The sequence below is a fragment of the Parashewanella tropica genome (genome assembly GCF_004358445.1).
GTDB classification, from domain to species: domain Bacteria; phylum Pseudomonadota; class Gammaproteobacteria; order Enterobacterales; family Shewanellaceae; genus Parashewanella; species Parashewanella tropica.
On sequence record NZ_CP037951.1, the window covers coordinates 3,418,865 to 3,443,540 of the forward strand.

General features: G+C 41.6%; 27 protein-coding genes. 19 read left to right on the plus strand and 8 right to left on the minus strand.

Annotated elements, in window-relative coordinates:
- Positions 1-167: 167 nt before the first annotated feature.
- From E2H97_RS15080 to E2H97_RS15105, 6 genes are all read right to left on the minus strand, one after another.
- Complete coding sequence (locus E2H97_RS15080) at positions 168-683, minus strand: hypothetical protein (RefSeq protein WP_133407897.1); 516 nt, start codon at positions 681-683, stop codon at positions 168-170.
- Positions 680-1,213: an RNA polymerase sigma factor gene (locus tag E2H97_RS15085; RefSeq protein ID WP_133407898.1), complete on the minus strand. Its 534-nt coding sequence runs from the start codon at positions 1,211-1,213 to the stop codon at positions 680-682. Before E2H97_RS15085 ends, E2H97_RS15080 begins: the two co-directional genes overlap by 4 nt.
- A gap of 84 nt (positions 1,214-1,297) precedes the next feature.
- Positions 1,298-2,230: a bifunctional Delta(1)-pyrroline-2-carboxylate/Delta(1)-piperideine-2-carboxylate reductase gene (gene lhpI / locus E2H97_RS15090; RefSeq protein ID WP_133407899.1), complete on the minus strand. Its 933-nt coding sequence runs from the start codon at positions 2,228-2,230 to the stop codon at positions 1,298-1,300.
- Between the two features lie 86 nt (positions 2,231-2,316).
- Positions 2,317-2,535 carry a YgjV family protein gene (locus E2H97_RS15095; protein ID WP_133408668.1) on the minus strand — a complete coding sequence of 73 codons (219 nt, stop codon included), beginning with the start codon at positions 2,533-2,535 and terminating at the stop codon, positions 2,317-2,319.
- 268 nt (positions 2,536-2,803) lie between these two features.
- The gene (locus tag E2H97_RS15100; protein WP_246029011.1) at positions 2,804-3,406 is read right to left on the minus strand and encodes a glutathione S-transferase family protein; all 603 of its coding nucleotides are present in this window, start codon (positions 3,404-3,406) and stop codon (positions 2,804-2,806) included.
- A 14-nt stretch (positions 3,407-3,420) separates the two neighbouring features.
- On the minus strand, positions 3,421-4,170 hold the full coding sequence (locus tag E2H97_RS15105) for a ferredoxin--NADP reductase (protein WP_133407900.1): 750 nt from the start codon (positions 4,168-4,170) through the stop codon (positions 3,421-3,423).
- Between the two features lie 148 nt (positions 4,171-4,318).
- On the opposite strand from E2H97_RS15105, the gene E2H97_RS15110 reads away from it, so the two are divergent.
- Together E2H97_RS15110 and E2H97_RS15115 are read left to right on the plus strand one after the other, a co-directional pair.
- Positions 4,319-5,809 carry an FMN-binding glutamate synthase family protein gene (locus E2H97_RS15110; RefSeq protein ID WP_133408670.1) on the plus strand — a complete coding sequence of 497 codons (1,491 nt, stop codon included), beginning with the start codon at positions 4,319-4,321 and terminating at the stop codon, positions 5,807-5,809.
- Positions 5,810-5,959: 150 nt separating this feature from the next.
- A complete protein-coding gene (locus E2H97_RS15115; protein WP_133407901.1) occupies positions 5,960-6,202 on the plus strand; it encodes a nitrite reductase in 243 nt (80 codons plus the stop codon).
- Between the two features lie 48 nt (positions 6,203-6,250).
- Here the strand turns inward: E2H97_RS15115 and E2H97_RS15120 are convergent, their stop codons facing one another.
- The gene (locus E2H97_RS15120; RefSeq protein WP_133407902.1) at positions 6,251-6,736 is read right to left on the minus strand and encodes a YajQ family cyclic di-GMP-binding protein; all 486 of its coding nucleotides are present in this window, start codon (positions 6,734-6,736) and stop codon (positions 6,251-6,253) included.
- 167 nt (positions 6,737-6,903) lie between these two features.
- Between E2H97_RS15120 and E2H97_RS15125 the strand changes: the two genes are divergently transcribed.
- The 12 genes from E2H97_RS15125 to E2H97_RS15180 all read left to right on the plus strand — a co-directional run bounded on the left by E2H97_RS15125 (position 6,904) and on the right by E2H97_RS15180 (position 17,346).
- Positions 6,904-7,272: a VanZ family protein gene (locus tag E2H97_RS15125; protein WP_133407903.1), complete on the plus strand. Its 369-nt coding sequence runs from the start codon at positions 6,904-6,906 to the stop codon at positions 7,270-7,272.
- A complete protein-coding gene (locus E2H97_RS15130) occupies positions 7,269-8,180 on the plus strand; it encodes a ketopantoate reductase family protein (protein WP_133407904.1) in 912 nt (303 codons plus the stop codon). Before E2H97_RS15125 ends, E2H97_RS15130 begins: the two co-directional genes overlap by 4 nt.
- Before the next feature lie 102 nt (positions 8,181-8,282).
- A complete protein-coding gene (gene hemA, locus E2H97_RS15135) occupies positions 8,283-9,533 on the plus strand; it encodes a glutamyl-tRNA reductase (RefSeq protein ID WP_133407905.1) in 1,251 nt (416 codons plus the stop codon).
- A gap of 14 nt (positions 9,534-9,547) precedes the next feature.
- Positions 9,548-10,630 carry a peptide chain release factor 1 gene (prfA, locus tag E2H97_RS15140; protein WP_133407906.1) on the plus strand — a complete coding sequence of 361 codons (1,083 nt, stop codon included), beginning with the start codon at positions 9,548-9,550 and terminating at the stop codon, positions 10,628-10,630.
- Positions 10,630-11,484, plus strand: coding sequence for a peptide chain release factor N(5)-glutamine methyltransferase (prmC, locus tag E2H97_RS15145; protein WP_133407907.1), 855 nt, complete (start codon positions 10,630-10,632; stop codon positions 11,482-11,484). Before prfA ends, prmC begins: the two co-directional genes overlap by 1 nt.
- 69 nt (positions 11,485-11,553) lie before the next feature.
- A complete protein-coding gene (locus E2H97_RS15150; RefSeq protein ID WP_133407908.1) occupies positions 11,554-12,534 on the plus strand; it encodes an HAD family hydrolase in 981 nt (326 codons plus the stop codon).
- Between the two features lie 166 nt (positions 12,535-12,700).
- Positions 12,701-13,099, plus strand: a complete 399-nt coding sequence (locus E2H97_RS15155; RefSeq protein WP_133407909.1) for a SirB2 family protein — start codon at positions 12,701-12,703, stop codon at positions 13,097-13,099.
- Positions 13,096-13,884, plus strand: coding sequence for a transglutaminase family protein (locus E2H97_RS15160; protein ID WP_133407910.1), 789 nt, complete (start codon positions 13,096-13,098; stop codon positions 13,882-13,884). Before E2H97_RS15155 ends, E2H97_RS15160 begins: the two co-directional genes overlap by 4 nt.
- 36 nt (positions 13,885-13,920) lie before the next feature.
- Positions 13,921-14,769: a 3-deoxy-8-phosphooctulonate synthase gene (kdsA, locus tag E2H97_RS15165; RefSeq protein WP_133407911.1), complete on the plus strand. Its 849-nt coding sequence runs from the start codon at positions 13,921-13,923 to the stop codon at positions 14,767-14,769.
- A 67-nt stretch (positions 14,770-14,836) separates the two neighbouring features.
- Positions 14,837-15,472 carry a lipoprotein insertase outer membrane protein LolB gene (lolB, locus tag E2H97_RS15170; RefSeq protein WP_133407912.1) on the plus strand — a complete coding sequence of 212 codons (636 nt, stop codon included), beginning with the start codon at positions 14,837-14,839 and terminating at the stop codon, positions 15,470-15,472.
- Positions 15,472-16,317 carry a 4-(cytidine 5'-diphospho)-2-C-methyl-D-erythritol kinase gene (ispE, locus tag E2H97_RS15175; protein WP_133407913.1) on the plus strand — a complete coding sequence of 282 codons (846 nt, stop codon included), beginning with the start codon at positions 15,472-15,474 and terminating at the stop codon, positions 16,315-16,317. The genes lolB and ispE overlap by 1 nt, the downstream gene beginning before the upstream one ends.
- Before the next feature lie 81 nt (positions 16,318-16,398).
- Positions 16,399-17,346, plus strand: coding sequence for a ribose-phosphate pyrophosphokinase (locus E2H97_RS15180; RefSeq protein WP_133407914.1), 948 nt, complete (start codon positions 16,399-16,401; stop codon positions 17,344-17,346).
- A gap of 57 nt (positions 17,347-17,403) precedes the next feature.
- Here the strand turns inward: E2H97_RS15180 and E2H97_RS15185 are convergent, their stop codons facing one another.
- Positions 17,404-18,963: a hypothetical protein gene (locus E2H97_RS15185; RefSeq protein ID WP_133407915.1), complete on the minus strand. Its 1,560-nt coding sequence runs from the start codon at positions 18,961-18,963 to the stop codon at positions 17,404-17,406.
- 217 nt (positions 18,964-19,180) lie between these two features.
- On the opposite strand from E2H97_RS15185, the gene serA reads away from it, so the two are divergent.
- From serA to panB, 5 genes are all read left to right on the plus strand, one after another.
- Entirely contained in the window at positions 19,181-20,413 is a 1,233-nt protein-coding gene (serA, locus tag E2H97_RS15190; protein ID WP_133407916.1) for a phosphoglycerate dehydrogenase, read from the plus strand.
- Between the two features lie 539 nt (positions 20,414-20,952).
- Complete coding sequence (locus E2H97_RS15195; RefSeq protein WP_133407917.1) at positions 20,953-21,681, plus strand: hypothetical protein; 729 nt, start codon at positions 20,953-20,955, stop codon at positions 21,679-21,681.
- Between the two features lie 291 nt (positions 21,682-21,972).
- Positions 21,973-23,280, plus strand: coding sequence for a polynucleotide adenylyltransferase PcnB (gene pcnB / locus E2H97_RS15200; protein WP_218938259.1), 1,308 nt, complete (start codon positions 21,973-21,975; stop codon positions 23,278-23,280).
- Positions 23,273-23,761 carry a 2-amino-4-hydroxy-6-hydroxymethyldihydropteridine diphosphokinase gene (folK, locus tag E2H97_RS15205; protein ID WP_133407919.1) on the plus strand — a complete coding sequence of 163 codons (489 nt, stop codon included), beginning with the start codon at positions 23,273-23,275 and terminating at the stop codon, positions 23,759-23,761. Before pcnB ends, folK begins: the two co-directional genes overlap by 8 nt.
- A 119-nt stretch (positions 23,762-23,880) precedes the next feature.
- The gene (panB, locus tag E2H97_RS15210) at positions 23,881-24,675 is read left to right on the plus strand and encodes a 3-methyl-2-oxobutanoate hydroxymethyltransferase (RefSeq protein WP_133407920.1); all 795 of its coding nucleotides are present in this window, start codon (positions 23,881-23,883) and stop codon (positions 24,673-24,675) included.
- Position 24,676: the final 1 nt, after the last annotated feature.

The following is a 24,676-nucleotide window of genomic DNA, read 5'->3' on the forward strand; positions in this document are numbered from 1 at the left end:
TCAAAATGTTGACACTATTGGTAATGTCATTTGAAGCAATTGTTCGATAAGACAACCGTCCGTTACAGGGTATAGCGGTCGTCAGTACATGGATGTATGCTTCTGTTGGCGTTCGCACTAGTGCTTCTTAATTCCATAACACTCAAATCAAATATCGACTTAAGTGCTTATATTGATTCAATCTGCTGTACTTGCTGCTCTTGTCCGAGTAAATTCAATTCCTGTTGCTGCATCCACAACCATAAATCCCATAATTGTTTATCTTGTGGTTGCTGTTTTAATTGCTTGATCACCTCAATCATGGCTTGCCTTAATTCACCCAAGCCTTTTTTAAATGGTGAAAATTCTGGATTCTCTCGCCATGCCACCAGCTGCATACTTTGTTGTAACTGACTGACTTGCTGCTGATGACTGCGCTCGATATTGTCAATCAATGCCAAAATGGCTGAGCTCTTACTTTCAGGCTTTAACATCAAGCTTTCATGATCAAACAGTTTCCAGCTCAGTATCGCGGTCAGCACTACACTGGCAATCAATGCCCAAGGCAGTAACTGCGGCGCTTTTCGAATAGGTTTAGCGTCAATTTCTTGTTGAACTCTTTGCCATACACTTGGGCTTGCCGCCATTTCATTTGGCAGAGCATCAATAAGTTCATCTAATTGCTTATCTGTCATTTTACTCATGCGAGTTTTTCCTTTAGCAACACTCTGGCTCTGTGATATTGGGCTTTACTTGTCCCTTCTGAAATATCTAACATTTCAGCGATTTCGTTGTGTTGATATCCTTCAACAGCATGTAGAACAAACACCCATCTTGCTCGCTCGGGTAAGGTTAAAATCAACTTATCCAACGCTTGATACTCATCGAAATAGCTTTCTTCAGGTGCAGAATCGATATTGAAAAATCGAGCCCATAAGCTCTTTTGGGCTTTAAGCATATTCAATGCGTGATTGACACATAATCGATGTAGCCAAGTTGAGAATTGACTATCACCTTTAAAACTGGGCAACTTGTGCCACAGACGAACGAAACAATCTTGAGTGATTTCTTCCGCTTGGCGAGGATCACCAGCCAGACGCATTGCCAACGCCATAATTCTTTGATGATGGATCAAATACAATTGATGAAATGCCTGTTGATCACCCCGTTGCGCTAGAGCAATCCACTGACTTTCTTTATCCAATATTTTGAGTTCTTCTGGCAGTGCGAGCACTGGCTTTCCTTGAATGCTTTTGATGTTGTTTGCTAATTAGACAGGTACTAAACCATAAAAGGTTTAAATGGTTTGAAAATATTTTTAAGTTTGTTGATATACAAGGTGAGCACAGCTTAAATCCGCTATAGCAGTGCCTACTGACTTAAATAATGTAATGCTTGAATCTACAGTTCTACCGTCAATCTCTCCTTTGCATAATTGACTTAACTCCCCTTTCACTTTGGCAAGTTCAAATTTTTCCTCTGCCACAGGGATCAGCAATTCTCCCGCTTCAGAAAAGGTATTGATTTTGGCATCGACATAAACGTCAGATCGTAACACCAACTCAGTGTCACATTCTCTGGCATTTTTTAAATGATTACCGACTAAATCAACATGAGTACCTTCACTGACCCAGCTTCCTTCAAATAATGGTTTAGGTGAACGAGTGGCGCAGCTAATAATATCAGCCCAATTGACCGTTTGTTGGGTTAACTCTGTTAAGGAAGAAACGTGTAAATCAGGTCTTTCTGCTTTGATTTTTTCAACCACGGTTTGGATCTTACTGGCATTACGTCCCCACACTTTCACTTCTTTAATTGGGCGAACACTGGCATGAGCTAACGCCATATACGACGCTAAATTTCCGGTACCACACAGTAACAATCGTTCTGCATGAATTGGGGCAAGATAACTGGCCGCTAATGCCGATACGGCCGCCGTTCGCCAATAAGTCGCTTCTGTGCCATCTACCACGGCTAACGGCTCTCCGGTTTTACGAGAAAACAGCAAGATTTGCGCATAAATGGATTTAAGATGTTCTGGGTTATCTGGCAAATAAGTGAATGACTTCACGCCCATAACTTCTTCGTTCCATGCAGGCAGCACAGCAAAGGCATCATGATTATCACTAGATAACTCATACACCTGACGCTGTGGCATACCAAAGGGCAAAGAAAACGTTTGCTTTAGGGCACTAACCAAATCTGGAAAAGTTAGCGCTTGTTTTACTTGAAAGGAATCAATGAGCTTCATACTAAATCTTATCTGGTTAGTCGTGATTCTAGATTAACCAGATAGGTACATATTGTATACAAAAAGCGAAATGTACTGGTGAGCATTTAAGTTTCTCGATACAACTTTACTAAATGATATACGTTGATACAGCACACAAAGGCATTCATACCAGCCACAGGCCAAGCTTGAATTTCAGTACCGTAAATAACAAAAAGAAAGCAGCCGATAAAATTAAGAACTCTAAGCCAAACGATGTTTTTCATCATCAGTGACACGGCAACTATTACTGAGGCGGAATAGCCAATAAACTCAACAAGCGACATTCCAGTAAGTAACTCCACATCAACCTCCTACTACATTAGAAAATGCTTACAAAATGTGTGAATTATCGAAATTCATCTCAATAGGAGTAATAGTTTGATAAGAAAACCGTCCGTGACAGGATGTCACGGTCGTCCGCACATGACCGTTCTCGCACATCCATGTGCTTCACGGCATTCAGGCTTCCTGCCTATCAGACGTGCGCTTCTGTTGGCGTTCAAACTATTGCTCCTTGCTCATTCTTATCGCAATTAACACCAAAGCTGAGGGCTAACAAGGACGAGTTTGTTCAAAACATGCAAGATTTCTGATTGATTTAAACCATTTATCTAATTTAGGACAGTGACTTACCCAATCTAACTCTGGAAAGCGAAATTCAATGTAGTCTAACGCGGTAACCAACAATATTTGCTGAATGGTTAAACTATTACTTTCAGTGATAGAAAAGGCTTCTTTTTCAATATAACTGGTGGTGCGTAAAATGGCTTTTTCAAATCGGTCTGTCCAAAATGGCGATCTAACTCCTTCGTCTTCACGCATTTGTTCTTGTCTTAATCCAACCGTACTGTCAATCAAGCCTTTAAGCATTGAAATTTGAGTTTGCTGCGACCAGCCTTCCGCTTGAGAAAATAATTGTTCACCGCCATAGGTTTTGTCTAAGTAACGGCAAATGACTTCACTGTCGTAAATGCCCCTTTCATCGTCAAAAACTAAACATGGTACTTTTGCCAATGGATTAGCACAAATCAAAATATCTTGGTTTTCAAATGGATTAGAAATCGTCGACTCAATATCAGTAACATCAAAATAATGCAGTAAAACTCGAGGTAAGCGCGCATAAGGTGAAGCATTAGAGTATAAAAGTTTTATCATAATACCAATTCTCTCTACCAATATTTTTCTACCGTAATGTTCCCCGGTGCTCTGCGCAAGTTCTTTTTCAACCCCTTATCAAATAAGAATTGCTGAGCATCTTGTACCATCCCCGGGTTACCACAAATCATGACTTGGGAGTCTTGAGATGAAAACTCAATCCCTGTTATTTGTTCTAACTCACCTGAGGCAATGGCTTGTGGAATGCGAGTAGATATCGCTTGCGGAAACGATTCACGAGTAACAGATAGCACCAATGTAAACTGCTCGGGGTATTTCTCTTCCAACGATCTAAGCTCAACTAAGTAAGCCAAATCTTCTACTGTTCTGACTCCGTAAACTAAAACCACTTTTTCAAAACGCTGCCAAGGCTCATCGGTTTCCATCATAGAAATAAATGGCCCTACGGCAGTACCCGTTGCTAAAAACCACAAATGTTTACCTTGAAGCTCACCAGTGGGGATTTCATCCAGCACCATAAAGCCTGCTGCTGTCGCCGACACTTCAATGGTGTCATCTACATTAAGGTTTTGTAAAACCGGAGAAAGCTGACCATCTTCAACTTCAACCGCCAAAACTTCTAGATAGCGACTATTGGGTGGATTGACTAAAGAGTATGCTCTTGCCACTCGTTTTCCCTCTCGGGTTTCACTCAGCTTAATAAACTGGCCAGCCGTGAAAGGCGCAAGATCAGCATCGATTTTTAATGTAAAAAGCTTGTCATTCCAGTCTATTCGTTCAACAACTTTACCTGTTATCCACATAAACTTTTCCTTAGTAACCTTTGAGCCAACATAAAGTAACCTGTACTAAAAATACACAATTTATTTCTCAAGGATTATAGTTAATGAATATTCTTTAACTAGAATTAGTCTGAACTCATTCCAACATCCATTTCTGGAGGCGAATATGATGGAGCATGTTGATTGGATAGCCCGCGGCCTAAATTTCATGGGAAGCTTGTTTTTAGTTGCAGTGGGACTTGGTGTTCTTGCGATTATTTACATGTACATTGTCGATAAAACGCAAACCACACATGCCATTCGCCATAACTACCCTGTCATCGGACGATTCCGTTACATTTTCGAACGCCAAGGCGAATTTTTCAGACAATATTTTTTCTCTCAAGATCGCGAAGAAATGCCGTTCAATCGTGCTGAGCGTAGCTGGGTTTATCGTGCCGCCAAAAAAGTAGATCGCTCATTAGCCTTTGGTTCAACAAGATTATTAGAAACCGAAGGCAGCATTATGTTTATGAACACGGCTTTCCCAACATTAGAATCAGACCTAGCTCCCAGTCAACCACTAACCATAGGCGAAGGTTGTAGGTACCCATATACCACCGATAAAATTTGTCATATCTCAGGCATGAGTTTCGGCGCATTATCTAGACCTGCTGTACTAGCGCTTTCAAATGGTGCAGCCAAAGCTGGATGCTGGATGAATACAGGTGAAGGTGGTTTATCAGACTACCACCTAGACGGCGGCTGTGACGTTGTGTTTCAAATTGGCACGGCCAAATATGGCGTAAGAAATCTTGAAGGTCATCTCGATGACGAAAAATTAGCTGGCGTCGCTGCTCACCATGAAGTCAAAATGTTCGAAATCAAACTCAGTCAAGGGGCTAAACCCGGTAAAGGTGGTATTTTACCCGGTAGAAAAGTGACCGAAGAGATTGCCCGTATTCGTGGAATTAAAGTCGGCGAAGATTCTATAAGCCCTAACGGACACATAGAATTTAAAAACGTGGGCGATATTTTAGATATGATCAATCATGTTCGAGAAGTCACAGGCAAGCCAACAGGCATTAAAGCTGTAATAGGCGACGTTCAATGGCTCACTAATTTTTGTGAAGAAATTATGCGTCGTGGTATTGATAGCGCTCCAGACTTTTTCACTGTTGATAGTGCCGATGGTGGAACAGGTGCCGCTCCGCAGCCTTTGATTGATTATGTGGGTCTACCACTCAAAGAAGGCTTACCGATATTAGTGGATACCTTAGATGAATATAATCTGCGTCCTCGTATTCGCGTTATTGCATCAGGCAAGTTAATCGTTCCATCAAAGGTGGCTTGGGCATTGGCCATCGGTGCCGACTTTATCGCTTCAGCTAGAGGTAATATGTTTGCCCTAGGCTGTATTCAAGCTTTGCATTGTAATAAAGATACTTGCCCTACTGGAATCACTACTCACAACCCTAAACTTCAAGCGGGTCTAAACCCCAAAGACAAAGCTGAACGAGTGGCGAATTACAATGGCAATTTACACTACGACGTTGAGCTTATCGCTCACTCTTGCGGTGTCTCTAGTCCTAGAGAGTTGAACAGAAAACATGTCAGAGTCGTAATGGAAAACGGTTTATCTGTCCAATTAGACAAATATTATGCTGGTTTAAATCGCTAATAATGAGTGAATTCTCAAATTAAGTTAGCCAACATACCTACCCTTATAACGCCTAGTTTTCATAATCTATTGAAAATTAGGCGTTTTTATTTGGGCATCAATATTGCTATGTTAAGCGATGTCTACATAACTCATTTATAAGGGAATATTATGGATATTAGTGAATTCAGTAACATTATCATCATCGCTATCATCTTTTTCGCCATCTTTGGGGCAGACTTTTTCAAGTACCGTTTACGCATGAAACAGCTTGAAGCCAAAATCGATAGCAGCGATAAAATGAAGCTGATTGATGAAGTGGAAAGCATCAAACACCGCTTAGTGGTGTTAGAGAAAATCATCACTGATAAAGGCTATGAAGTGAATGAAGAGATTAATAAGTTGAAGGGTTAAAGTAGACTTGAATAATAACAGGGCTGCCAACTGGCAGCCCTTTATATATCAGTCTCTGAAGTTATTAAACTGAAACGGTTGACCTAAATCCGACTCTTTTGCTAAACGCATGACCGCTTGAAGATCATCACGCTTTTTACCTGTAACACGAAGGCTGTCACCTTGAATTTGCGCTTGCACTTTTAACTTCGACGCTTTGATCAGTTTCACGAGTTTTTTAGCTGTGTCGGTTTCAATACCTTCCTTAAAACGAGCTCTAAGTGAAAATGTTTTTCCCGAATGCACCGCAGTTTCATCAACATCCATAGCGGCTGGGTCTAGATTGCGCTTACTCATTTGCATACGGAAAATATCGACCAGTTGCTTACATTGAAAATCGTCTTCTGCGGTTAAAGTAACAACAAAATCGTTCAATTCAATGCAGGCTTCTTTCCCACGAAAATCAAAGCGATTCGATAATTCACGTTTGGCGTTATCGACCGCATTTCGAAGTTCTACTTTATCGACTTCCGACACAATATCCATAGATGGCATAATGATTTCTCACTCAAAATATACTTTTCCAAAAGTATAAAAGCTTGCTAGTTGAGAATCGAGTTTTTCAGCTATTTTGCAAGGATTTATTCACAATAAAAATCAATTCATTGCCTTTTAAGCCCTGCAAAATATAATGAGACAAAACATTCCTGTTTGAGAGACCTTTGTTGAAGTATTCACTGATTTTTAAATGCTTATTGGCGATTGTTTTTATTGTGATCAGTTATTTAGTGTTTTCACGCCCAAGTTACAGCCAGAGCAGCTTTGAACACATAGATAAAGTTGGGCACTTTGGCAGTTTCTTTGCTTTAGCATGGCTAGCTTATGGCTCATTTAAGCCAAAATGGTATTGGCTAACTTCAGCATTAGCCGCCTATGCCGTGTTGATTGAAGTGATCCAAGGGTTCATTCCCTATCGCAGTGCATCCTTTGCTGACTTTGTGGCAGATTTGGCGGGCGTTGCGGCATTTTATCTGGCTCTCGTCGCTTATCATAAAATTAAACATCAGTTCGTTCAGCAAGGTAAAAAGTGACCGATAAAAGACTCAAGATTGGCATTGTTGGCGCAGGTAATATTGGTCAGCTTTTAGCGTTTCAATTGTCTAATGACTGTGATGTTCAGCTTCTCAGTCATCGAGTAACAAGATTAAGCTCAATCGACGCATCGTTAACTGAGCTTGATGGAATAATCAGCCAACGCCATTTCCCTGTCATTCCTTCTTGCCATACCTCAATTGCTGATCTTGATGTCATACTAGTTTGTGTCAAAGCCTATCAAGTTATTGAAGCCCTTGAGCCTCTGCTTCCCAATTTAAATCCCCATGCTCATTTAATTTTAATGCATAACGGGATGGGGCCTTATTTATCCATTGTTCCTCGCTTAAAAGTGACACAAGGATTATCGTTAGCCACCACCTCACAGGGGGCTTTCCGTAAAAGCCAATGGCATGTGACTCACTCAGGTAATGGTCTTACACAAATTGGTCATATCGATGGGACACCACTGACAATTTCAGCTCAAAAACATATCCTTAAAAACATTCCAAATTGCGAATGGAAAGAAGATATTCTAACGGCGTTATGGCACAAATTGGCGGTTAATGCTGTCATAAATCCACTAACAAGCCTACATCAATGTCGCAATGGTGATATTGGTTTACCTAAATTCGACTTAGTAGTAAAAGAGGTTATTGTCGAGCTGATTCAGGTGGCAAAAGCAGAAGGCGTGTTATTGGATTTAACTGAAGTAACCCAACGAGTGTATGACGTAATAAAGCTAACGGCGAACAACCGCTCTTCAATGCTGCAAGATGTAGAAGCTGGCAGACAAACCGAAATTGAATTTATTAATGGCTTTATTGAAAAACAAGCCAAAAAACATGAAATTGCCTGCCCTAAAAATCAAGAATTACGCCAAGCGATTTTAGAACTAAATCAATAAAGCCGTATAAAACGTCAGGAATTCTGTTTTTAAGTGCTATTTTTCAGTAGAATAGCGCCTCACGATATAGAGCAGCATAACAATTATTTAGTACGAGTGTAGATGAGTCTTGTAGCCATTGGGATCAACCATAAAACCGCCTCCGTGGATTTGCGCGAGAAAGTCGCCTTTTCCCCCGATGTGATCCATACCGCCATGCAAGAGTTAGCTCAATGCGCTCCTGCGGGTGAAGCGGTGATCCTATCAACCTGTAATCGCACAGAGCTCTATTGCAATCATATCAGCGCAGAGTCAGCCATTGCTTGGTTACATAAGTTTCATGACATTCCTAAAGAGCAGCTGACAGAACATAGCTACGCGCTAGAAAATCAAGATGCCATAAATCATTTGATGCGAGTCTCAGCAGGTTTAGACTCATTAGTTTTGGGCGAACCGCAGATTCTTGGTCAGGTGAAACAATCATTCACCAAAGCCAAAGAAGCCGGAACCGTAGGCGCGACACTTGATCGCTTATTTCAAACCACGTTTTCAGTGGCTAAACGCATTCGAACCGAAACAGATATTGGCAGTGCAGCGGTTTCTGTTGCCTTTGCGGCCGTCAGTATGGCAAAGCACATCTTCGCCTCTTTATCGAACACCAAAGTGTTATTGATTGGCGCAGGTGAGACGATTGAGTTAGTTGCCAGACACCTAAAAGATAATGGTGTGAGTTCCATTACAGTAGCTAACCGTACTCTTACTCGTGCTGAAGCCATGTGTGAAGAGTTTGATGCAAAAGCGGTAACGCTCGAACACATACCTGAACACTTGCCTCACGCCGATATTGTCATTTCTTCAACTGCCAGTCCATTACCGATTTTAGGTAAAGGGCTTGTAGAAACGGCACTTAAGCAACGTCGCCATCAACCTATGTTGTTAGTCGATATTGCCGTACCGCGTGACATTGAAGCCGAAGTCGGCGAACTCGACGATGCCTTCTTGTATACCGTTGATGATCTCCACAGCATCATTGAACAAAACATGGCGTCACGCAAACAAGCCGCTGAGCAAGCAGAGTTAATTGCTAAAGACGAGTCAGCTCAATTCAGTGCCTTGTTGCGTTCTTTACGCAATGTAGATAGCATTCGCCAATATCGTGAACAAAGCCTTGCCGTCAAAGACGAGCTAGTAGCTAAAGCGCTTAATAAAATGGAGCAAGGCGGCGATCAACAACAAGTTATTCTAGAATTAGCCAATAAGTTAACCAACAGGCTAATTCATGCCCCAACTCAAGCCTTAACGAAAGCCAGTCGTCAAGGTGATGTAAATACATTAGAAACGTTAAAGTCCATACTTGGGCTCGACAAACACTAAGGTCTACCATTCCCATGAAGGATTCCGTGATCCGCAAGCTTGAAGGCTTGCTAGAACGTAATGATGAAGTTACCGCGCTGTTAGGCGATCCTGACACCATTTCCGATCAAGACAAGTTTCGTGCCCTTTCAAAAGAATTTGCGCAACTAGAAGAAGTGGTCAAAACCTTTAAAGCTTACCAGCAAGCCCAAGGCGATCTTGAAACCGCTCAAGAGATGATGGAAGAAGACGATCCTGATCTCAAAGAAATGGCACAAGAAGAACTTTCCGTTGCCAAAGAGGCGATTGAAACCTTAGAGCACGATTTACAAATTCTATTACTGCCAAAAGATCCGAACGACGATACCAACGCCTTTGTTGAAATTCGTGCCGGTGCAGGTGGTGACGAAGCGGCTATTTTTGCAGGCGACTTGTTCCGCATGTACAGCCGTTATGCTGAGGCGAACAAATGGCAAGTGGAAATCATGAGCCAAAACGAAGGTGAGCACGGCGGCTTTAAAGAAATTATTTTGAAAATGAGCGGCGAAAGCGTTTACGGCAAAATGAAGTTCGAGTCTGGCGGTCACCGAGTTCAACGTGTACCAGAAACCGAATCTCAAGGCCGTGTTCATACTTCTGCAGTAACCGTTGTGGTTATGCACGAAGTGCCTGAAGCTGAAGCGATTGAAATCAATCCAGCCGACTTAAAAGTCGATACTTTCCGTGCATCAGGCGCGGGTGGTCAGCACGTGAACAAGACCGATTCGGCCATTCGTATTACTCATATCCCAACCGGATTAGTGGTTGAATGTCAGGATCAACGTTCGCAGCATAAAAACCGTGCTCAAGCTATGAGTGTGTTGTCGGCTCGACTGCAATCGATGGAAGATGAAAAGCGCCGTAGCGAAGAAGAATCAACACGTCGTAGCCTAGTCGCCAGTGGTGACCGTTCTGAGCGTATTCGTACCTATAACTTCCCACAAGGTCGTGTCAGTGATCACCGCATCAACCTTACACTATATCGTTTGGGCGAAGTGATGGAAGGTGACTTAAATGCGATTCTTGATCCTATCATGCAAGAGTACCAAGCTGACCAACTGGCGGCACTTGGCGAGTAATGCTACCTCTAACCATTGCACAAGCATTATCACGGGCAAGTGAACAACTTGCCCGTACTTCTGATACCGCCAGCCTAGATGCCGAAGTGTGCTTGCAGCATATTCTCAATAAAAATCGTACTTACCTCTACACTTGGCCAGATAAAGCCCTTTCTGAACACGAGCAAAATAGCTTTGAAGAGATGATCAGCAAACGTGCACAAGGTCATCCTGTTGCGCATCTTGTGGGTGAACGCGAATTTTGGTCATTACCCTTATTGGTGAATGCCACTACTTTGATCCCAAGACCAGATACGGAAGTTTTGGTTGAAACCGCGCTTAACTTAGCCTTACCTGGCAACGCTAAGGTATTAGATTTAGGTACAGGAACGGGCGCAATAGCGTTGGCTTTAGCTTCAGAAAAACCAGATTGGCAAATCACCGCTATTGATAAAGTGAGTGATGCGGTAAAGCTTGCTCAAACCAATCAACAACGTCTTGAGCTAAATAATGTCACCATCAAACAAAGTGATTGGTTCTCAGCAGTTAAAGCTCAAGCATTTGATCTTATCGTATCAAACCCACCGTATATTGATGAGCAAGATGAACACTTAGCTCAAGGCGATGTGCGTTTTGAGCCTCTCAGTGCATTAACCGCTCCCGACGAAGGGTTTGCGGATTTATTTCATATTGCTGATATTGCCAAAAATTACCTGAAGCCAAATGGCTATTTATTAATGGAGCATGGCTATCAACAAGGCCTTCTGTTGCGCCAACAGCTGGAACAATTAGGCTATTTACAGGTAAAAACGATAAAAGATTTTGGCAATAATGAGCGTTGTACATTGGCAAGAGTTTCTGACTCAATTAGGTAGGCTATACAGCAAGCTTAAAGGCATTCAATTTTATACTTAATGACTTAATTTCATTAAATATAAACAGCCATGGCTTCAGCTTGCTCTTCTACCGATCACTTTCTCGTTCACGTATCACTTCTTCAAGGTCAAAAACTGTATTTTGAAGCCGCTCACGTACCAAGTGATATTCGGCAGTGCTCCCCAAAGGCAAGCATCCCCGTTAACTTTAGTTATGATAAAAATGAAAGCCATTACATTGCTAAGCAATTACCCGCTAATTTAAGATTGGTAAACTATTTTCCAGAACGCAATGACTTCGTATTTAAACTTTCTTCAATGTCAACAGGAATAAAAAAAGTACATGCCAAACAAGTCATGGACCTATGTAAAGGTGCATGTGTTGAAAAATTGAAACCTTCAGCAACAAATAAACCTTCTGAGGTTAATTTACAAATTTCGACGTTTGATGAACTTCAACGACCACTGCGTAAACACATCAATGAACCTAACTTATATATTGTCGTTGATTTTGCAGATGTTATCGCAAGCCAAATTTATCAAAAACAAGACCCTGAACACCCAGCGTGGCAGCTCATAGAAAACAAATTCAAAGAATTCGTCGCGTTTTTAAAGCAGGCCGATTTGCGTCATAAATTAATTCTTCTAACTCATTGCTCGAAAGAACACCTACCCGATATATTAAAGAAACTAGAGTCAGAACACTTTCATGAAGCATGGTTTGATGACATCGAATATGTAGATGAAGATCAATCGAAAGGAGCGGCATTAAAGCAATTTGTCTCTAAACAAGATTCATCGCCGTCACACATTCTTTTTGTGGATGACACCACTGAAAACCTCAAAAGCATGAAACAAACTTTCCCTGATTGTTCTACAACGGTTCAGTTCATGACCGGCATTCTAGGAGATTTAACCTATTGGGCGAAACGCAGTGGTTCGAGTTGCTTGTATAAATTTCTTGATGATCCTGATTTCCCTAGGGCAAAAAGTCTCCACCAACAGTGGCTTAGCTATCAACAGAGACAGCCTACCGTTACAGAGGTTTGAACTGCTAATGTGACATAGCTTTATAATTAAAAGGGAGAGACTTTCTACAGTTCGAATTTTATCGTGTAAACAAATCAAAATTAATCTAGAAAAAATCTTACGCATACCATTCTTAGTTTGCTTGCGGTAAAATAACGTACTTTATCCTTTTACTTTTGAACAAGCGATGGAATTTTTAACCAGCCTCTACCCAGCCGTTAAGCACCTTCATTTAACTTTGATTGCATTGAGTGTAAGCTTTTTTACCTTTCGCTTTGTCATGCACTTGCGTGAATCCCCTATCTTAGAAAAGAAATTTTTAAAAGTTGCACCACATGTCATTGACACTTTTTTGCTGCTTTCAGGTCTAACACTGTGCTTTATCATCAAACAGTATCCATTTGAGGCACAATGGTTAACAGAAAAGCTTGCAGCAGTGGTGGCTTACATCATTCTTGGTTTCATTGCCATGAAAGCACCGCGCGGTAAATTGTTTAAAATTTTCGCTTATATTGGTGCCATTAGCTGGTTGGTGTATGCTGCTCGCATCGCCATGGTGAAACACTCTGTAGCGTTATTTTCATGAGCAATTTTTGTGTAACTGATGACATCACCTTACCAGGCTCACTACTTCGTCTTAGTGAGCACATAGGCTTTAGTTCATACCAAAGCAGCCATTGGGCGTGGTTAGAGTTATCAGGTGGTGTAATGAGCCATTACTTAATGGATCAACAACACCGTTTTGACTCTCTATTATCATGGTTCTATGGCGACCTAGGGTTTTGCCAACGACAAAATTACTTTGGTGCCGATGCGGCCGATCTCGCTTTAACTCTCACATCTAAACAAGGTAATTCCACGACACTCGGTTGCCTGTTAATGTTGTTGTGTAAGCAGTTAGATATAGAGACATCATTACTATTTCTACCCTGCAATGCCATTTTACGGGTGAAATTAAATAATAAAGTTCACTTTATTAACCCACTGACAGGCAAAGCGGTCGACCGAAAATATATGCACTCGCTAGTCAGAGGCGAAATTGGCAACCACGCCAAGTTAAGTGCCAAATACTTTAAAGCCGTTACGTCGAAAGAGCTCATGTCACGACTGCTCCACGAGCTAAAGTCAGGCTGTATCGTTTCGCAAAAATTTGAACAAGCCCTAGAATGCTGCAACCTCTTGTTAAAATGGCATCCCGATGATGTTCAATTAAACCGTGAGCGTGCTTTCGTAGCCGAGCAATTAGGCTGCATTAAAATGGCCGCTGAAGATTTGCAGCACTTTGTTGAAAACAGTCCACACGATCCTATGATCGAACTGGTTAAAATCCAGATAAAAGAGCTAAATCAACACACCGAAACCTATCATTAGTTTTCCTTTACGGACGAAATAAAAGAGGCTTTGATCATGGATCAAAAAACCATTCAAATCGGCGATATCTCTGTCGCCAACGACAAACCTTTTGTGCTTTTTGGTGGCATGAATGTGTTGGAATCTCGTGACTTAGCGATGAAAATTGCCGAGCATTATGTGGAAGTCACCTCTAAGCTAGGCATTCCTTACGTATTTAAAGCCTCTTTTGATAAAGCGAACCGTAGTTCGGTTCACTCATTCCGTGGCCCAGGAATGGAAGAAGGCCTTAAGATTTTTGAAGAAATTAAGTCGACCTTTAATGTTCCTTTGATCACTGACGTTCATGAGCCACACCAATGTCAGCCGGTAGCGGATGTTGTTGATGTCATCCAGTTACCTGCATTCTTGGCTCGTCAAACTGATTTGGTTGTGGCTATGGCAAAAACCGGCGCCATCATCAATGTGAAAAAACCTCAGTTTTTAGCGCCTCACGAAATGCGTCATATCATCAAAAAATTCAACGAAGCGGGTAACGACCACATCATGCTATGTGAACGTGGCAGTAGCTTTGGCTACAACAACCTTGTGGTTGATATGCTGGGTATGGATGAGATGAAGCAATCGGGTTACCCAGTGATCTTTGATGCCACTCACGCCCTACAGCGTCCAGGTGGGCGTGCTGATTCAGCTGGCGGTCGTCGCGCTCAAGCTACCGAGTTAGCTCGAAGCGGTATGGCATTAGGGTTAGGCGGTTTGTTTATTGAAGCTCACCCAGATCCTGATAACGCCAAATGTGATGGCCCATGTGCCCTGCCACTTCACCAACTTGAAGGCTATCTATCACAAATGAAAGCTCTGGATGATTTAGTAAAATCATTCCCTGCGTTAGATACCAGTAAGTAATCTTTCGTACAAACAATATCAAAGGGCACACAGTTGCCCTTTTTTAATGCCCATAGCATTTGCTATTATGTTCAACAAATCCTTGTTTAACGGTATCACCTTGAAAGCATTTAATATCTTCTGCTGTTGTTGCGCTTTATTATTTCTTACCGCATGTCAAAACTTGCCTAAAACCGACTTAGTTCCCGTTCAGGTGAATCAAATCTCCGAGGCCAAAGCTTGGGAATTACGTGGCAAAATTTTGATAAAAACACCTGAAGATAAAAACTCCACCAATCTTTATTGGCGTCATACCGCTACAGGTGATCAACTGGCACTGACGACTATGCTGGGTACATCTGTACTTAATCTTGAAAGCACGCCTTTTGGAGCCAAATTAACCATGGATGGCAAAGATTATCAAAGCACTAATCCAGAAGCGCTATTATTGAGAATGACAGGCTGGAGTGTGCCGGTTTCTTTATTGCCAAAATGGATCACTGGACAAATTCAACCGTCAGAGAAGGTTATGCGTGATTCACAAGGAAGACCTAAACAGTTTACTAGCATTATTGATGGCGTAAAATGGCAATTAACTTACGTTCGTTGGCAAAGGTTAAATGGTGTGGAGTTACCAAGGCAACTGACGTTATCACGCCCTAACTTATCGCTAAAAATTCAGTTAAACCAATGGCAAGCGCTCGCCTTACAAGGTTCTAAATAATGCAGTTCCCAACTCGCTGGCCAGCACCAGCCAAACTTAATTTATTTCTTCATATTAATGGTCGCCGTGAAGATGGCTATCACGAGTTACAGACCTTGTTTCAGTTTATTGATACTTGCGACTATTTAGAGTTTAAATTGACCAATGAACCACCCTTGGTTTTACATTCTGAATTAAATGAGGTTGTCGCTCCCAGCGATAACTTAATTCTAAAAGCTGCAAAATTGTTAAAAAAACACACGTCGTATTCTGGTGGCGCTGAAATTTCTCTAGAAAAAAACTTGCCTATGGGTGGTGGAATTGGCGGTGGTTCTTCCAATGCAGCCACGACATTAGTTGCATTAAATGCCTTGTGGAAAACCGGATTATCCATCGACGAGTTAGCAGAGCTCGGTGTACAACTCGGTGCTGATGTCCCTGTATTTGCTAGGGGTTTTGCGGCATTTGCTGAAGGAGTCGGTGAGAAACTGACGCCCGTAACATTACCCGAAAATTACTACTTAGTGCTCACCCCAAATGTGCATGTTTCGACCGCTAAAGTCTTTTCAGATCCAGATTTACCTCGAAATACGCCTAAGCTTTCGCTAGCAACATTAATGCAAAATACGTGGCAAAATGACTGCCAAACCTTGGTTGCCAAGCTGCATCCTCAAGTTGCCAAGGCATTAGACTGGCTGGTAGAATATGCGCCGTCCAGAATGACCGGAACAGGCGCATGCGTGTTTGGGGAGTTCGAAGATAAGCAACAAGCTCTCAAGGTGTTATCTCAGTTACCCGCTGATTTATCTGGTTTTGTCGCTCAAGGACTGAACCAATCGCCATTGATTGAGCTAATTGCGGAATAAAGACAATTTCATGCTAAGTGTAGCGACACATTCTTACTACACTTAGATCAAACTCAAAAGCCAACGCCTGAGGTTCATACAGTGCCCGACATCAAGCTTTTTGCTGGGAACGCCACTCCCAGTCTTGCTGAGAAGATTGCCGACCGTCTATTCTGTAAACTTGGAGATGCTGAAGTAGGTCGTTTTAGTGACGGCGAAATCAGTGTCCAAATCAACGAAAACGTACGTGGTGCCGATGTATTCATCATCCAATCTACTTGCGCTCCAACCAATGATAACTTAATGGAATTAATCGTAATGGTAGACGCACTTCGTCGTGCTTCTGCTGGTCGTATTACTGCCGTTATTCCTTACTTTGGTTATGCTCGCCAAGACCGTCGTGTTCGTAGTGCTCGTGTACCTATCACAGCTAAAGTAGTTGCGGATTTCTTATCAAGCGTTGGTGTTGACCGCGTATTGACTTGTGATTTACACGCTGAGCAAATCCAAGGATTCTTTGACGTACCAGTTGATAACGTATTCGGTAGCCCAGTGTTACTTGAAGACATGCTTGCGAAAGAACTGGATAACCCTGTTGTGGTTTCACCAGATATCGGCGGTGTAGTGCGTGCACGTGCTGTAGCTAAACTGCTTAACGATTCAGACTTAGCCATCATCGACAAGCGTCGTCCTAAAGCGAACGTGTCTCAAGTGATGCACATTATTGGTGATGTTGAAGGTCGTGACTGTATCATTGTTGATGACATGATCGATACTGGTGGTACTTTATGTAAAGCTGCTGAAGCATTGAAGCAAAGCGGTGCTAACCGCGTATTCGCTTATGCCACTCACCCAGTATTTTCTGGTGATGCAGCGAAAAACATCGCTAATTCGATGATTGATGAAGTGATTGTGACAGACACAGTGCCGCTAAGCCCAGAAATGGAAAAAGTGAGCAATGTGAGCCAAAGAACCATGTCGGGTGTATTAGCCGAAGCAATTCGTCGTGTAAGCAATGAAGAGTCTATCTCTGCGATGTTTAAGCATTAGTTCCGAAGTTAGACTTTGTTGATAGTAAAGGTGAAGTTTATAGCTTCGCCTTTTTTATTAATGAGGGTTTTCCCGCTTGAGATATGGCTTTAAAAATACTTTACCTTCCTCGCTAATCTGATTTAACACTTTTTGATCGGCTGTACTTATCACCCACTCAAAGTCTTCCTCTATTGTGCTTACTGTGTCTTCTTGACTGGGCAATTTTTCCTTTATTTTAAAGCGTTCTTTCAATTGAACCGTAGTTAAATGTATTGTTGGATCAGATTGCTTATCAGAAGCCTCGAGTGAAACATCATCCCTAAGTTCAGCATACTGACTTTGTTGTGCTATATGTATCCAGCCTCCAATAACTGAAATGAGTGCTATAGAGTCATCAGTCATTGTGCTAGTTGCAGACAAACTTGCAAAATAATTAACCAAATCAGCAATGAGTAAAATACCTTTATCGGTAAGAGCAAAGTTTTTAATAAGCCTCAGTTGCTCCGAGTTAGATAGTCGAGTTAATAATCCGGCAATGGCTTCAATTCCAATATTGGAACTGACTAAACATTCAGCTAAAGACTCGTTCATGTATATCGCATCACAAAACAAGGGAATGTAAGAGCGATATTCAGAGTAGCGCAACATCAAATTTAACATCGTTTGATACTTTTCAATGTCCTGACGCCACAATAACTCAACAAACAATCGACCTCTGAATTCGATTCCTTTTGGTTTTATTGGTAACTTGGTTGATTGCTCGCTAAGGCCTTTCCATTGACTTGCGATTTCTTGCTGAACTTGATGTAGAATTTGTGTAGCATCCTCTTCGGTTAGATTTTGAGTAACTCGATATTTATCCAGCCTTTCTTTAGTATGTTCCATCACTGACAATTCCCATAAATAGGCCACATTACTTTTCGCTTTTTGATGTTCCTCTTCGATTTGTTGTTGACGATGAGTCAAACTCTCTCTCAATTCAGCTGAAAGTTCTACATGAGCTTTGTCGTTTTCTAGTTTTTCTTCTTCTAGCAATGAGGTTTCATATGCCGCTTTGGCATCAGCTTCCCTATTAAGTTTTTCTTTTACCGTTCGATAACAAAGGCACTCCTCTTCAATTTTATCAAGTGCTTTTATGATTTCATCTTTCTCCATGTCAACTGGCAATTCCTTTTCTGCCAGTAACTTTCCACTTTTAGGATCAATGAGTCCGGCTAGCTTAAACATCTCAATAAAAGTTTGAATTAATAAATCTTCAGGCAGTTGAATGATAAACTGCATCGCTTTGGAAATGGGCATATTTAACAATTCAATAGCGCGCTTCTGATCAGGAAATCTTGGATCAGTAATGATCACACTATAAAGTTTAAAACTCTCACTACTAGCATCCGCTTTCGAATTCGCATCTACTTGTTGTCCCTCAACATCAAATTCAACAAAACACTTCACACTTTGACTTTTAATAGACAGTCTACCCTGATCTAAAATAGTGACTCGAAAACACTCATCAAACACTAGTCCTTTAACTGTAACCTCTGCCCTCCGCTCAGCATTTGGCCTTTCGTTAGGTAGATCATACATAGCAAACACGCCTGACAAATCAGGCTTTGTTTGAAACTGAGGTGATTTAAACATTTAGGATTCATTAAAAATTAACTTGGTAACTATGTTATAGCTAAAGTCGATTGATATGACACAAATCTAAACCAACATTAATTTAGTGGACATTTGCACACCATTATAAAACTTTATATCTAAAATCACTTTTCTTGGAATGAGAGTTTGTCAACGCTTAAAAAATTGATATAACAGTAAAATTATTGATTACTGCTGCATAATTATAGAGGTTTCCATGTCTGCCAAGCATTCGCTTGAAAAAAACAAAATCAACATCTTGCTTCTTGAAGGGCTTCATCCTTCTGCTGAAGAGGTTCTACGACAAGAAGGCTATACCAATATTCAATCTTTCAAGTCATCCTTAGTGGGCGATGATCTTGAACAAGCAATAAAAGATGTTCACTTTATTGGTATTCGTTCTCGTACTCAGTTAACTGAAGAAGTTATAGCTAAAGCCAATAAATTGGCCGCTATTGGTTGTTTTTGTATTGGAACCAATCAAGTTGACTTAGAAGCCGCAGCTAGAGCTGGCATACCAGTATTCAACGCCCCATTCTCTAATACGCGTAGCGTTGCTGAATTAGTGCTCGGTGAAATCATCATGCTGATGCGTGGTATTCCTGAAAAAAATACCAAAGCACATGCAGGGCAGTGGCTAAAATCAGCAGCAGGTAGCCACGAAGTGAGAGGTAAAACTTTGGGGATCGTAGGCTACGGACACATTGGCACTCAATTGGGGATTTTGGCTGAAACCCTTGGTATGCAAGTAATTTTTTACGACATTGAGAAAAAGCTGCCTTTAGGGAATGCTAAACAAATTGCAACACTCAATAAATTATTAGCTCAATCTGATGTCGTCAGCTTACATGTACCTCAAACTAAATCCACTAAAAACATGATTAGCTCCGCTCAACTTGAGAAAATGAAAGCAGGCAGCCACCTGATCAACGCTTCTCGTGGAACAGTCGTCGATATTGATGCCTTAGCCTCAGCGGTGAGTTCAGGTCACATTGCCGGTGCGGCAATCGATGTGTTTCCCGTAGAACCAAAGTCAAATCAAGATGAATTCAATAGCCCACTTCGTGGTTTAGACAATGTAATCTTAACTCCTCATGTTGGTGGCAGCACCGCCGAAGCACAGGCAAATATTGGTATTGAGGTCGCTGGTAAATTAGCTAAATATTCAGATAATGGCTCCACAATAAGTGCGGTTAACTTCCCTGAAGTATCACTTTCTTCATATGAAGGCCGCTCTCGCTTACTGCATATTCACCAAAACAAACCTGGCGTTCTTATTCAAATTAACCAAGCGTTTTCTGAAAAAGGCATCAATATTTCAGCCCAGCACTTACAAACCAAAGGCGATATTGGTTATGTAGTGATGGAAGTTGATAGTGACCAAGCACAGTCTGCACTCGCTGAATTAAACACAATTAAAGAGACTATCCGTACCAGAGTGCTATTTTAATAAAACATGATTAGGGGCTGTTGAGATTCACTGAAATAATGTGAGTCTCAACAACTCTATTACCTCGGTGATAATACTTATTCCTACTCTTGTATAATCCCATTGAGATTATTTGGTTCTAAATTACAACAATCATGTCTTTGCGATAAATTTTCGAATAAAAGATGCTAGGGCGTGTTGATCTTTCAGGATTAAATCTTGTGCTGTTTGAGCACTTTTTTGTTCAAGGCGTGAGCAGTGAAGCTTAGTCACCTAAGTAAGCTGGTCACAACACAGAACAGGAAGTGCTCAAAAGCATCGAAGACAGCGTAAATTGGTCACTTCTGCTGCGTTATCGTTTGTTTATGTGGAATAACCACACAGCTCAAACTCTGCCTTGCATAAGATAACCAATTTATCGCTGCAAAAATAATCACGAAAGATCAACACGCCCTAAGCACTTGTGGATTTGTCTTAAAAAAGCTTGTTAGCTGCGGCATAAATTTCAATAAGCTGTACTTGTTTTTAGCACAATATGCTTATCACTTATGAGGGTCATTATGGCAACAGCCCTACAAAATGTGATTAATCCTTCATATCGACAAACTAGCAGTGGTGGTTATGAAGCCACAAAGATAAAAGTCGATGAACTGAAATTCCTTGAACATGGTCGTCGCGATGTTACCATCAAACACCCTGATCAAACCTACCATCAATATACCGTTAAATTAGGGACTGCTAGGCGAGGAACTTTCTCGACTCGTATAATATGTAAGTTTTTTATAAAACAAGGTTGCGAATATACTCCCACACTAGAAAGTTTCTCTGAACGATATAAAGTACTACTCATATCTATCGACCAAACAGCCACTGATGCCATCAACAATGATAAAAAACTAAAAGTGGCTCTAATCAAATCGATTAAAACAACTGAACCCTCAAAAAGACCAAGAATTCAAATATATCGGTCTCGAGTAAACTCTAGGACTCCCTTAACAACCCGCACTAACCATGATTCTCCAAGAATTGATACGTCCTCTCAATCAAGTGATAGCGAAGAAGAACCTGATTCAGTACTCTACTCACAAACCTCTAGATTTGGCCCTATCAATTCAGGTCATAAGAGAAGTCATCAGAACGAAAATTCAGTACGGTGCATCAATTGGAACGCTGTAGGTAGAGTTTTCAAAAAAGGCACGTATTATTTTGGAATTGCCATTCTTGGAACGGTATTTTTCCCTTGTACCTTAGCTTACATTGCCTATCAAAGTGGCAAAAACTCTTTCTAGGCCTCATTTTCTGAAGGTGAGATACAATGAAACTTTATACCGTTAACAATGCCGCTCATACACTTGAGCAACTTTCAGATTTTTAACAAAACTACATATTAGATTTAAGCATAGCACTTGGGACTTGGCGGCATATGAGATATCATAGCCGCCAAATTTTAGGTACTTTCACATGCAACGAGGTGTCCCATTTTTCGCAGGATCAGTCAGTTTTGTAAGCAACTATTTGAACAACCCACAAGCTCTCAAGATCAAGTGGTAAACAATGACAATGGTTTAGACTTACAAGTCATCCCAAGAAAAGCTCATAATATTTCCCGTAGACAAATCAGCGAGAACGCGCTGAAGGTACTATATCGTCTGCATAAATCGGGATTTGATGCCTATTTAGTTGGTGGAGGTGTACGCGATATTCTTTTAGGTTTAGAGCCTAAAGATTTCGATGTCGTAACCAACGCTAAACCTGAAGAAATCCGCAAATTATTTCGTAATTGCCGTCTTGTAGGCCGTCGTTTTCGTCTGGCGCATATTGTGTTTGGTCGAGATGTCATTGAGGTTGCGACACTACGTGGGCATCACAAGCAAACGAACGACAAAATTTCAAAGTCCAATGCTGAAGGTCGACTACTAAGAGATAACGTTTACGGCACCATTGATGAAGATGCCGAGCGTCGTGATTTCACAGTAAACGCGTTGTATTACGATATCAGTGACTTTTCCATCCACAGTTACGGTGGTGGTATTCAAGACATTGAGCAAGGCGCAATCAGAATGATTGGCGATCCTGAAACTCGCTATCGTGAAGACCCTGTTCGTATGATCCGAGCAGTGCGCTTTGCGACCAAGTTAGATATGGAAATCGCACCAGAAACTGCGGCGCCAATAAAAGACTTAGCAGCACTGCTGGGCGACATTCCAGCCGCTCGTATGTTTGAGGAAGTCTCTAAGCTATTTTTCAACGGAAAAGCTGTAGCCAACTATCACTTATTGTATGATTTTGGCTTATTTCAACCCTTGTTCCCACAAGTCGTTAGCGCATTGGAAGATGAGTCCGACCCAACCCTAAGAAAAATGGTCGAGCTGATTTTCAGAAATACAGATCGTCGCATCGAACAAGGGAAAACCGTCACTCCAGCCTATTTTTATGCTGCAATTTTGTGGTACCCACTTCAACAAAAAGCCTTAGATATCATGACCGAAGGCGGCTTGTCACACTATGATGCCTTTGTTGCTGCTATGGGTGATGTTATGGAGCAGCAATGCCGTAGCATTGGTATTCCACGCCGATTTAGTACTGTTTCGAAAGAAATCTGGCAACTGCAACTGAGGTTAGAGAAAAACCAAGGCACTCGTGCCTTCAAGCTCATTGAGCACCCGAAGTTCCGTGCCGCTTACGACTTACTACTAATGCGTGGTGAAGTTGAGACGGGCAAAGTGAATCAGATCGCCAAATGGTGGCGCTCCTTTGTCGATGCTTCTGAAGAAGAGCGTACATTAATCGCTCGCCAAGCGAACAAATCGAATAATCGTAACCGTAATGGCTCCAAGCGACGCCGTAGAGCACCACGTAAGCCTAAACCTGAGCAACAAAATGGCTAAAGTCTATGTCGCATTAGGGGCAAATTTAGAAAACCCTTCAGCTCAACTGGATGATGCTTGTATCGCACTAAAAGAACTCGCTGAATCAAGTAGCTTTCAAATCTCTCCCTATTATGGCTCCGTGCCTATGGGAGAGGTTGTGCAACCGGATTATATTAACGCTGTTGCCAGCCTAGAAACTCAGCTCTCCCCCATTGAGTTATTGGATGCTTTACAAGCAATTGAGCAACAGCAAGGTCGAGTCAGGCTTGAGCATTGGGGACCTAGAACCTTAGATCTCGATATGTTGCTTTATGATAATGTCACTCTTACGTCAAAGCGGCTGACTCTCCCCCATTACGGTATGAAGCAACGTTCATTTGTGTTAGTTCCGCTATTCGATCTTGCTCCTGAGTTGGTTTTGCCTTGTGGTACTCCACTTAGAAGTTTAATTACGCCAAGTTTACAAGCTGAGTTGCAAGAGCTAGATACCGATCATTGACAAGAACCTACAAAGGCTTCAGGATTCAAGTTTACCTTTTTAGAGGCAATCTACGCTTCTTAGTGACCGCCTAACTGTTTTATCTAGGCTTAATTAACTTTTTATCTTAAGTATAATCTATGGCTAAAGTGACCACTTCAAGCTTGCTTAACTTTAAGCAAGACAGAACCAAATTTACAGCGCTGACCGCTTATGATTCCAGCTTTGCTGGTGCATTTGACGAGGAAGGCATTGATGTATTATTAGTCGGTGATTCTCTAGGAATGGTGATCCAAGGTGGAAAAGATACTTGTGCCGTCACCATTGATGAAGTTGCCTATCATACACGCTGTGTTGCCAGCGTAGTAAAACGTGCCCTTCTTGTCGCTGACATGTCTTTTATGAGTTACGCCACTCCAGAGCAAACCATGGAAAATGCCGCCAAGTTGATGCGAGCAGGCGCAAGCATGGTAAAACTGGAAGGCGGTCATTGGCTGCTCGACACCATAACCATGCTTACTGAACGTGGCATTCCGGTATGTGCCCATTTAGGCTTAACGCCGCAGTCTGTTAATGTATTTGGTGGCTTTAAAATTCAAGGTCGTGGCGATGAAAACGCCAAGCGCATCTTGGAAGAAGCAAAAGCGATTGAAAAAGCGGGTGCGCAGTTATTAGTTGTGGAATGCATTCCTGCTCAATTGGCACAAACTATCTCAGAGACGTTAACCATCCCGGTTATTGGCATTGGTGCAGGTAAAGATACAGACGGTCAGATCTTAGTCATGCACGACATTCTTGGGATCTCCAGCGGTTATATTCCGAAGTTTTCTAAAAACTACCTAGCGCAGACTGGTGATATTCGCCTTGCTGTTAAAGCTTATATTCAAGAAGTTGCAGATGGTATTTTCCCAGCTGAAGAACATACGTTCAATTAAG

Excerpts from the sequence above, each read along its gene's own strand:
- E2H97_RS15080 (WP_133407897.1), bottom strand. The coding sequence starts at position 683 with ATGAGTAAAATGACAGATAAGCAATTAGATGAACTTATTGATGCTCTG.
- lhpI (WP_133407899.1), bottom strand. The coding sequence starts at position 2,230 with ATGAAGCTCATTGATTCCTTTCAAGTAAAACAAGCGCTAACTTTTCCA.
- E2H97_RS15095 (WP_133408668.1), bottom strand. The coding sequence starts at position 2,535 with ATGTCGCTTGTTGAGTTTATTGGCTATTCCGCCTCAGTAATAGTTGCC.
- E2H97_RS15100 (WP_246029011.1), bottom strand. The coding sequence starts at position 3,406 with ATGATAAAACTTTTATACTCTAATGCTTCACCTTATGCGCGCTTACCT.
- E2H97_RS15105 (WP_133407900.1), bottom strand. The coding sequence starts at position 4,170 with ATGTGGATAACAGGTAAAGTTGTTGAACGAATAGACTGGAATGACAAG.
- E2H97_RS15110 (WP_133408670.1), top strand. The coding sequence starts at position 4,319 with ATGGAGCATGTTGATTGGATAGCCCGCGGCCTAAATTTCATGGGAAGC.
- E2H97_RS15115 (WP_133407901.1), top strand. The coding sequence starts at position 5,960 with ATGGATATTAGTGAATTCAGTAACATTATCATCATCGCTATCATCTTT.
- E2H97_RS15120 (WP_133407902.1), bottom strand. The coding sequence starts at position 6,736 with ATGCCATCTATGGATATTGTGTCGGAAGTCGATAAAGTAGAACTTCGA.
- hemA (WP_133407905.1), top strand. The coding sequence starts at position 8,283 with ATGAGTCTTGTAGCCATTGGGATCAACCATAAAACCGCCTCCGTGGAT.
- prfA (WP_133407906.1), top strand. The coding sequence starts at position 9,548 with ATGAAGGATTCCGTGATCCGCAAGCTTGAAGGCTTGCTAGAACGTAAT.
- prmC (WP_133407907.1), top strand. The coding sequence starts at position 10,630 with ATGCTACCTCTAACCATTGCACAAGCATTATCACGGGCAAGTGAACAA.
- E2H97_RS15150 (WP_133407908.1), top strand. The coding sequence starts at position 11,554 with ATGGCTTCAGCTTGCTCTTCTACCGATCACTTTCTCGTTCACGTATCA.
- E2H97_RS15155 (WP_133407909.1), top strand. The coding sequence starts at position 12,701 with ATGGAATTTTTAACCAGCCTCTACCCAGCCGTTAAGCACCTTCATTTA.
- E2H97_RS15160 (WP_133407910.1), top strand. The coding sequence starts at position 13,096 with ATGAGCAATTTTTGTGTAACTGATGACATCACCTTACCAGGCTCACTA.
- kdsA (WP_133407911.1), top strand. The coding sequence starts at position 13,921 with ATGGATCAAAAAACCATTCAAATCGGCGATATCTCTGTCGCCAACGAC.
- lolB (WP_133407912.1), top strand. The coding sequence starts at position 14,837 with ATGTTCAACAAATCCTTGTTTAACGGTATCACCTTGAAAGCATTTAAT.
- ispE (WP_133407913.1), top strand. The coding sequence starts at position 15,472 with ATGCAGTTCCCAACTCGCTGGCCAGCACCAGCCAAACTTAATTTATTT.
- E2H97_RS15185 (WP_133407915.1), bottom strand. The coding sequence starts at position 18,963 with ATGTTTAAATCACCTCAGTTTCAAACAAAGCCTGATTTGTCAGGCGTG.
- serA (WP_133407916.1), top strand. The coding sequence starts at position 19,181 with ATGTCTGCCAAGCATTCGCTTGAAAAAAACAAAATCAACATCTTGCTT.
- E2H97_RS15195 (WP_133407917.1), top strand. The coding sequence starts at position 20,953 with ATGGCAACAGCCCTACAAAATGTGATTAATCCTTCATATCGACAAACT.
- folK (WP_133407919.1), top strand. The coding sequence starts at position 23,273 with ATGGCTAAAGTCTATGTCGCATTAGGGGCAAATTTAGAAAACCCTTCA.
- panB (WP_133407920.1), top strand. The coding sequence starts at position 23,881 with ATGGCTAAAGTGACCACTTCAAGCTTGCTTAACTTTAAGCAAGACAGA.